At 64.5% G+C, this 8,062-nt stretch carries 4 protein-coding genes; all 4 read right to left on the bottom strand.

Features of this window, described 5'->3' with window-relative positions; translation table 11 throughout:
* Positions 1-91: 91 nt before the first annotated feature.
* The 4 genes from XALGPE39_RS14465 to XALGPE39_RS14450 all read right to left on the bottom strand — a co-directional run bounded on the left by XALGPE39_RS14465 (position 92) and on the right by XALGPE39_RS14450 (position 7,890).
* On the bottom strand, positions 92-967 hold the full coding sequence (locus XALGPE39_RS14465) for a hypothetical protein (protein WP_045728777.1): 876 nt from the start codon (positions 965-967) through the stop codon (positions 92-94).
* A gap of 346 nt (positions 968-1,313) precedes the next feature.
* Positions 1,314-2,789, bottom strand: coding sequence for an FAD-dependent oxidoreductase (locus tag XALGPE39_RS14460; RefSeq protein ID WP_045728776.1), 1,476 nt, complete (start codon positions 2,787-2,789; stop codon positions 1,314-1,316).
* Between the two features lie 58 nt (positions 2,790-2,847).
* On the bottom strand, positions 2,848-7,305 hold the full coding sequence (gene gltB / locus XALGPE39_RS14455; RefSeq protein WP_045728775.1) for a glutamate synthase large subunit: 4,458 nt from the start codon (positions 7,303-7,305) through the stop codon (positions 2,848-2,850).
* Positions 7,306-7,494: 189 nt separating this feature from the next.
* Complete coding sequence (locus XALGPE39_RS14450) at positions 7,495-7,890, bottom strand: I78 family peptidase inhibitor (RefSeq protein ID WP_045728774.1); 396 nt, start codon at positions 7,888-7,890, stop codon at positions 7,495-7,497.
* Positions 7,891-8,062 lie beyond the last annotated feature (172 nt).

Here is an 8,062-nt window from a genome sequence, read left to right as displayed (position 1 = left end):
GCGAGAGTAGGTCATCGCCAGGGGCTTTACCCCAAATCCCCGTCCCAACAGGACGGGGATTTTTTATTGCCCCAAAAAACAAACATCCCCCTCAACCGACAACCCCGCGCTGCAACGCCGCCGCCGCCCAGCGTCGAGCAACCAACGGCGAGCTCATGCACACCGCAACATCACTCACCGTCGACACCGCACGCTCCAGTAACTGGATGTCTGCCTCGTGCTGACGCGCAACATGCGCATCCTCAAAAAATAACGCCCGCTGGCATACTCCTGACAACACGCTAGAGGCTATTTGCGCGTCTCCTCCAAGGGGGCCGCTTTGGTAGCGCTGCACCCAGTCCTGGCCCTGTGGCCAACCACGGCTCCAGGCCAATTCGTTGAGCTGCTGGCCTGTGGTACCGGTGGCGATGCGGTTGCCGAAGCGTGACAGCAGATCGAAATACTCGCTGGCGAAGGCGAGCATCTGCGGTTTCATCGCGTCGTGTGCAATCAGCGCCAGCGTATGCTGTTCGAACCTGTGCAGGTCGTCGGCACCGGGGTCTGCCGTCAGTCCGGCATGTATGCGCTCCATCTCGATCCAGTCGCGAGCGCTGGCGAGCGTGGAGATGAAGGGTTTACCGTGGATCACGCACTGGCGCTTGAGTGCAACCGCCTCTGGAAAGATCGATGACGGATCGACCGGGTCGATGAGATAAATTGCTCCGTCAAGCGTGCGTTGTGTGCTTTCCAGACCGACCACCTCGGCGACAAGTTGCATCAACCCGCCTTCGCGACCGAACGGATAACGCTTGAGGCCTGCATAGTGGGGCAGTAGGCCGGCGCGCACGATTGCGTCGTGGGTACGGCCCACCGCATGCAGGCCGAGCTGCAGTTCACGGATGCCGGTCTCGCAGGCACGCAACCAGCGGAACAGGGCCGCGTTCTCGCCCTCGTGGTGCAATCGGTTGGCGGCTAGGCCCAGGCGCATGCATCGATCCGTATAGAAACAAAGACGATAGTCTGCTCCGGATGGCAGTGCAGACTCAATCGCGATGTGCACTGACGCCTTGTTGTTGCCAGAGACGACGTACACCGTCCAGACACGAGGGTGCTGGGGTCATGCCGATGACCGCTCAGCATCGATGCGACCGGGTGAGTCGGTTAATCGCCCTTCTGAGCGCTGTTGACTAGGATTGTGGCCGAAGACAATCCGTATGCCTGGAGCGAGGTGATCTGTGAGACGTCGGGCGCGGCGTGTTCGCATTGACCTGGCGACGTGCCTGCGCGCTGATCGCCACAGCGCGGGCATTTTCGGACGTCGCTATGCGTTGTGCTCAGGCTGCGGCATCGCGGGTGACCGAGAGGTCGCTGCCGATCCACTGGACGATGCTGGCGGCGGCATCGCGGCCTTCGGCTACTGCGGTGACGACCAAGTCGGCACCACGCACGGCATCGCCACCGGCAAACAGTTTGGCGTTGCTGGTTTGATAAGGCAGACGGTCGCCACCACCGGCCAGGATTCGACCGTTGGCGGTGCCCTCCACGCCCTGTGCGGCCAGCCATTCCGGAACACTGGGAGAGAAGCCGAAGGCGATGATGACCACATCCGCGTCCAACACCGATTCGCTACCTTCCACTGGCTCGGCAGCCTGACGTCCATGCGCATCCGGTTCGCCGAGTCGGGTCTGCACCACGCGCACGCCAGCGACGTTGCCTGCGCTATTGGCTTCAACCGCCAGTGGTTGGCGGTTAAACAGGAAACGCACGCCTTCTTCGCGTGCGTTGGCCACTTCGCGTGCCGAGCCAGGCATGTTGGCTTCGTCGCGGCGGTAGGCGCAGGTGACCTTCGCCGCACCCAGGCGGATCGCACTACGCACGCAGTCCATGCCGGTATCGCCGCCGCCCAGCACCACGACGCGTTTGCCGTTGAGGTCGGGCAGGGCGATTTTGTCTTCCCAGCCGGCGATCGGTCGGCCCCAGGGATCGTTGCCGCCGACGATGCGGCTGTTCTGCACCAAAAACGGCAGCGCTGGCAGCACGCCGGGCAGATCCTGGCCGGGCAGGCCGCCGTCGGTGTAGCGGTAAGCGCCGGTGCCGAGGAACACCGCGTCGTACTCGTCGAGCAGGTGTTGCAGACTGACGTCGCGGCCGATCTCCACGCCCAGGCGGAACTGCACGCCCATGCCCTCAAGCACCTCGCGGCGCTTGCCGATCACGCTCTTGTCGAGTTTGAAGCTGGGAATCCCGAATTGCAGCAGGCCGCCGATTTGCTCGTAGCGGTCGTATACCACCGCCTGGATGCCGGCGCGGGCCAGCCGGTCGGCGCAGCTCAACCCGGCCGGGCCGGCGCCGATGACGGCCACGCGTTTGTCGGTGGCCTGGACCTGGCTCAGATCCGGGCGCCAGCCGTTATTTAGTGCGGTGTCGACGATGTATTTCTCCACCGCACCGATGGTCACCGCACCGAATTCCTCCAGCGTGCAACTGCCTTCGCACAGACGATCCTGCGGACACACCCGACCGCAGACTTCCGGCAGCGGATTGGTGCTGTGGCACAGCGCCGCGGCTTCTTCGATGCGGTTTTCCTGCACCAGTTGCAGCCATTGCGGGATGGCGTTGTGCACCGGACATTTCCAACTGCAGTATGGGTTTCCGCAATCCAGGCAGCGCCCGGCCTGGTACTGCGCGTCGGCTTTGTCGAACTTGCCGTATAGCTCGTTCCAGTCGCCGGAGGTGCGCAGTTCCACCGGGATGCGCTGTGGCATCTGCCGGGGCAGGTCGAGGAACTGGAATGCGTGCTTGCGGCTCATGGAAAGGTCTCGTGAAGCATGGCGTGTGGCAGGACAACCGTGGTGTGGAGATGGACGATCAGGCGGCCCGGCGTAGCGATTCGGTCAGCGATTCGATGCTGGCGGCCTTGGGTTTGACCAGCCAGAACTTGCCGACGTAGTCGCGGAATTCGTCGAGGATCTGCTGCGCCCAGATACTGCCGGTCAGTTCGCGGTGACGGCTGATCAGCTTGTGCAGGTGCTGGCGGTGGCGTTCGAAGCCTTCGGCGGAGATGCGATGGATGTCGATCAGTTCGTGGTTGTAGCGATCGACGAAATCGCGGTCCACATCGAGCACATAGGCTAGGCCGCCAGTGAAGCCGGCACCGAAGTTCAGCCCGACCTTGCCCAGCACCAGCACGATGCCGTCGGTCATGTACTCGCAGCAATGGTCGCCGGCGCCTTCGATCACCGCCAGCGCGCCGGAGTTGCGCACCGCAAAGCGCTCGCCAGCGCGGCCAGCGGCGAACAGTTCTCCGCCGGTCGCGCCGTACAGGCAGGTATTGCCGATGATCGCGGTGCTGCGTGCCTCAAAGCGTGCGCCGCGTGGTGGCCGCACGACCAGGCGGCCGCCGGCCATGCCCTTGCCGACATAGTCGTTGGCCTCGCCTTCCAACTCCAGATGCAAGCCACCGGCGTTGAACGCGCCGAAGCTCTGCCCGGCCGACCCGCGGAAGCGCAGGGTCAGCGGTGCATCGTCCATGCCATGGTTGCCGTGGGTGCGGGCGATGGTGCCGGACAGGCGTGCGCCGATTGAGCGGTCGGTGTTGTGGATCAAGAAGCGATGCTCGCCGCCGCGCTTGTGCGCGATGGCGTCGGCGAGCAGGCCATCCATCTGTGTGGCCAGACTGTCCGGCGATTCGTACAGCCGTTGTGCGGCGCAATGGCTGCTGTCATGGCGCACGTCCTTGAGCAGCCGCGACAGATCCACATGCACGCCCTCGCGTGGCGACACCTGCAGTTGTTCCAGCAAATCGGTGCGACCGACGATGTCGTCGAGCGAGCGCACGCCCAGGTAGGACAACCACTGCCGCACTTCTTCGGCCAGCAGGCGGAAGAAATTCTCCACGCGCTCGGGCAGGCCGACGAAGTGATTGGCGCGCAAGCGTTCGTCCTGGGTCGCAACGCCGGTGGCGCAGTTGTTGAGGTGGCAGATGCGCAAATATTTGCAGCCGAGCACGATCATCGGCCCGGTGCCGAAGCCAAAACTGTCCGCGCCCAGGATCGCTGCCTTGACCACGTCCAGGCCGGTCTTCAGCCCACCGTCGGTCTGCAGGATGGTGCGCGCGCGCAGGTCGTTGGCGACCAGGGCCTGGTGCGACTCGGCCACGCCCAGTTCCCATGGCACGCCGGCATAGCGGATCGAGCTGACCGGGCTGGCACCGGTGCCACCATCGTGACCGGACACGGTGATCAGGTCAGCGCCGGCCTTGACCACGCCGGCGGCGATGGTGCCTACGCCCGCATGGCTGACCAGCTTCACCGACACCAGTGCGGTTGGATTGACCTGCTTGAGGTCGTAGATCAGTTGCGCCAGGTCTTCGATCGAGTAGATATCGTGATGCGGCGGTGGCGAAATCAAGCCGATGCCGGGCCGCGCGTAGCGCAGCCGCGCGATCAGTTCGTTGACCTTGTGCCCGGGCAACTGGCCACCTTCGCCGGGTTTGGCACCCTGCGCGATCTTGATCTGCAACACCTCGGCGTTGACCAGATACTCGGGGGTGACGCCAAAGCGGCCGGAAGCCACTTGTTTGATCTTGGAGCGTTTCTCGGTGCCGTAGCGCGCCGGATCCTCGCCGCCTTCGCCGGAATTGCTGCGCCCGCCGAGCCGGTTCATTGCGATGGCCAGCGCTTCGTGTGCTTCCGGCGACAGCGCGCCCAGGCTGATTGCGGCGGTGTCGAAACGTCGCAGCAGGTCTTCGGCCGGGGCGACTTGATCCAGCGGGGTGGGGGTTTCGGCGCGCTTGAGTTGCAGCAGATCGCGCAACGCCGAAGCGGGGCGTCCATGTACCGCCGCGGTATACGCGGCCCAGTCGGCCTGCGCGCCGGTGCGCGTGGCGCGCTGCAAGGTCAGCACCACGTCCGGGTTGTACATGTGGTACTCGCCGCCGTGGACGTACTTGAGCAGGCCGCCCACTTCCGGTTTGAGCAGGTCGTTCCAGGCACGCGCGGTCAGTTGCCGCGCCTCGGTGTCCAGGCGCGCCAGATCGACCCCGCCGATGCGCGAGGTGGTTTCCGGGAAGCACAGCGCCACCACGTCCGGATCCAGTCCGACGATCTCGAACAACTGCGCGCTGCGATAGCTGGCGATGGTGCAGATGCCCATCTTGGAGATGATCTTGGACAGACCCTTGTAGATGCCCCTGCGGTACTTGCGGCCGATCTGGGTTTGTTCGCCGTCGCTCTTGAGCAGCAGGATCCCGCGCCGGCCCAGGTCGAACAGCGTTTGATAGGCCAGGTACGGATACACCGCCGTAGCACCGAAGCCCAACAAGCAGGCCATGTGGTGCGGGTCGCGCGCCGTGCCGGTCTCGATGATCAGGTTGACGTCGCAGCGCAGGCCGATGCGCGAAAGATGGTGGTGCACCGCGCCGGTGGCCAGCAGTGCGTGCGCCATCGGCCGTTCCGGCACCGGATAGCGGTCGGTCAGCAATAGCAAGATCTTGCCATCGCGCGCGGCCTGCTCGGCCTCGGCGCAGATGCGCTTGAGCCCGGCTTCCAGCCCTTCCTCGACGCTGTAGGACAGGTCGATCTGCGCGTTGCGCTGTTGGTACTGCTCCATCTTCAGGAGCTGGCGCAGCTTGCGTTGGCTGAGCACCGGCGAGTTGAGGATGACGTGGTTCACCGTCTCCGGGCCGGCATGAAAGATGTTGGTCTCTCTGCCGAGCTGGGTGGTCAGCGACATCACGCAGTCTTCCCGCAGCGGATCGATAGGCGGGTTGGTGACTTGCGCGAATGCCTGGCGGAAGTAGTCGTACAGCGGCCGGGTGTGCTGGCTGAGCACTGCCATCGGGGTGTCGTCGCCCATCGAGCCGGTCGCTTCCTGCTCGGTCTCGGCCAACGGTCGCAGGACCTGTTCCACTTCCTCGGTGCTGAGTTGGAACAGCTTGTGATAGCTGCGCAGGGTGCGCTCGTCGAACGGTTCCTCGACCAATGAGGGGTCGATCAACTCGGTCTGCAGATAGGTCACGCCTTGCTGTAGCCACTGCTTGTAAGGCGCGCGGCCGCGGTTGATGCGGTCGATCGCATCGGAGTCGAGCAGGTCGCCACGCTTGAGGTCGATGGCCATCATCTCGCCAGGGCCGAGCTTGCCTTTGCGGGTGATGCGCTCGGCGGGCAGTTCCCACACGCCGGCTTCGGAGGCGACCAGAAAATGGCGGTCGGAAGTCAGCATCCAGCGTGCCGGGCGCAGGCCGTTGCGGTCGAGCATGCAGGCTGCATAGCGGCCATCGCAGGCGACGATGCCCGCAGGGCCATCCCACGGTTCGGCGTTGAGCCCGTGGAATTCGTAGAACGCGGCCAGATCGGCATCCTTGAACTCCAGCGATTGGCTCGCCGGTGGCATCAGGATGCGCAGTGCCTGCAGCAGATCCATGCCGCCGGCGACCAGCAGTTCGAGCATGTTGTCCAGGCTCTGCGAATCGGAGCCGTGCATCGAAATCACCGGGTCGAATTCGGCGATGTCAAAGCGCGGGGTCTTCCACACCTTGCTGCGTGCCTGTGCCCAACGGCGGTTGCCTTCGATGGTGTTGATTTCGCCGTTGTGCGCCAGCAAGCGGAACGGATGCGCCAGCGGCCAGCGTGGCAGCGTATTGGTGGAGAAGCGCTGGTGGAACACGATGGCGCTGGAGGCCAGGTCGCTACGCTGCAAATCCAGATAAAACGCGCTGAGCTTGTCTGGCAGCACCATGCCCTTGTAGCTGATGCTGTCGGGCGAGAGCGTGGTCACGTAGAAATCGGCGACCTCGCGCAGGCGCTGCTCGGCACGACGGCGCGCCAGGAACAGGGCCACGGCGAAGGCGTCCGTACTCTGTTCGGCGCCGGCATCGACGAAGATCTGTTCGATCTGCGGCAAGGTGTCCTTCGCCAACTGTCCGCACACCGTGTCGTCGGTCGGCGGAATCCGCCAGCCGCGTGGTTGTATGCCGACGCGGCGTAATTCTTCTTCCAGTACTTGACGGCAGTGTGCGGCGGCGTTGGCATCGGCGCGCGGCAGGAACACCAGGCCGGTGGCGAAGTGATCGCTGATGGCGATGCCCGCCTCGCTGGCCAACGCGCGCAGGAACCCCTCGGGTTTGCGGATCAGCAGGCCGCAACCGTCGCCGGTCAGGCCATCGGCGGCGACACCGCCGCGGTGGGTCATCCGCGACAGTGCAGCGATGGCGGTGTCCACCAGGGTCCGCGAGGGTTGGTCGTCGAGTTGCGCGACCATGCCGAAGCCACAGGCATCGCGCTCGTCTTGTGGGTCGTAGAGTCCGTGGCGGTCGGGGGGTGCCATGTCTGCCTCTGAAAGCGATCCGAAGGAACACGGCGACACTCGCCCCCGCTCTGTCATGGAGCGCTTCTTGAGGTCACCGGAATATCGACTAAACCACAGTTGGTGCGGTGCCGCAATATAAAGTTGCAGCTGCAACATCGGAATTGACGATGACCCTGCTGTCGCCGTGGCGGTGTCTGAACAGGCGGCTTAACCGCAGCGCACGCCGGTGATCTGGTTCTTGGCATCGACCTCGATATTCAGGCGTTCGCCGTTGAACTCCATGGTCACCGGCTGATTCGGCTTGAGCACGCGCACGCTCTTGGCGCCGGTGTCGGTGCGGGCCTGATCCAGCAGCGTCTGTTCGGCGGCCTGACCCACCAGGCCTTGTGCCTGCGAGGCATCGCAGCTTCCCACAGGCGGCGCCTCCGGCGCGCTGGCCGGGTCCGGCCTCGCCGCCTGTTGCGCGGCGGCCTGGGCCTTGGCGGTCACCTGTTCCTGTTCGTCCGGTGGCGGCGCGTTGCATGCGGCCAGGGCCAGTGCCATGCAAGAGACGCCGAGCAGGCCGGCATGCCTGGACGCACGGGAGAAAAGGGATGTACTCATCGGAATTCCTGATGGATGGAAGCAATTCTAAAGAATGGACAGCATAACGGCAGCAGCATCGGACACTTGGCGTTCGCCGCGCGTTAACCGACGTTTGCAAGGTTGCTTGGGTTAGTACCGTCCGACGCTCCGGATGCTTCGCACCGTGGCGGCGTGTTGCGGGTTTTGTCGG

The sequence above is a fragment of the Xanthomonas sp. GPE 39 genome (genome assembly GCF_000963005.1).
Taxonomy (GTDB): domain Bacteria; phylum Pseudomonadota; class Gammaproteobacteria; order Xanthomonadales; family Xanthomonadaceae; genus Xanthomonas_A.
This window is presented reverse-complemented; position numbering and strand designations above follow the sequence as displayed.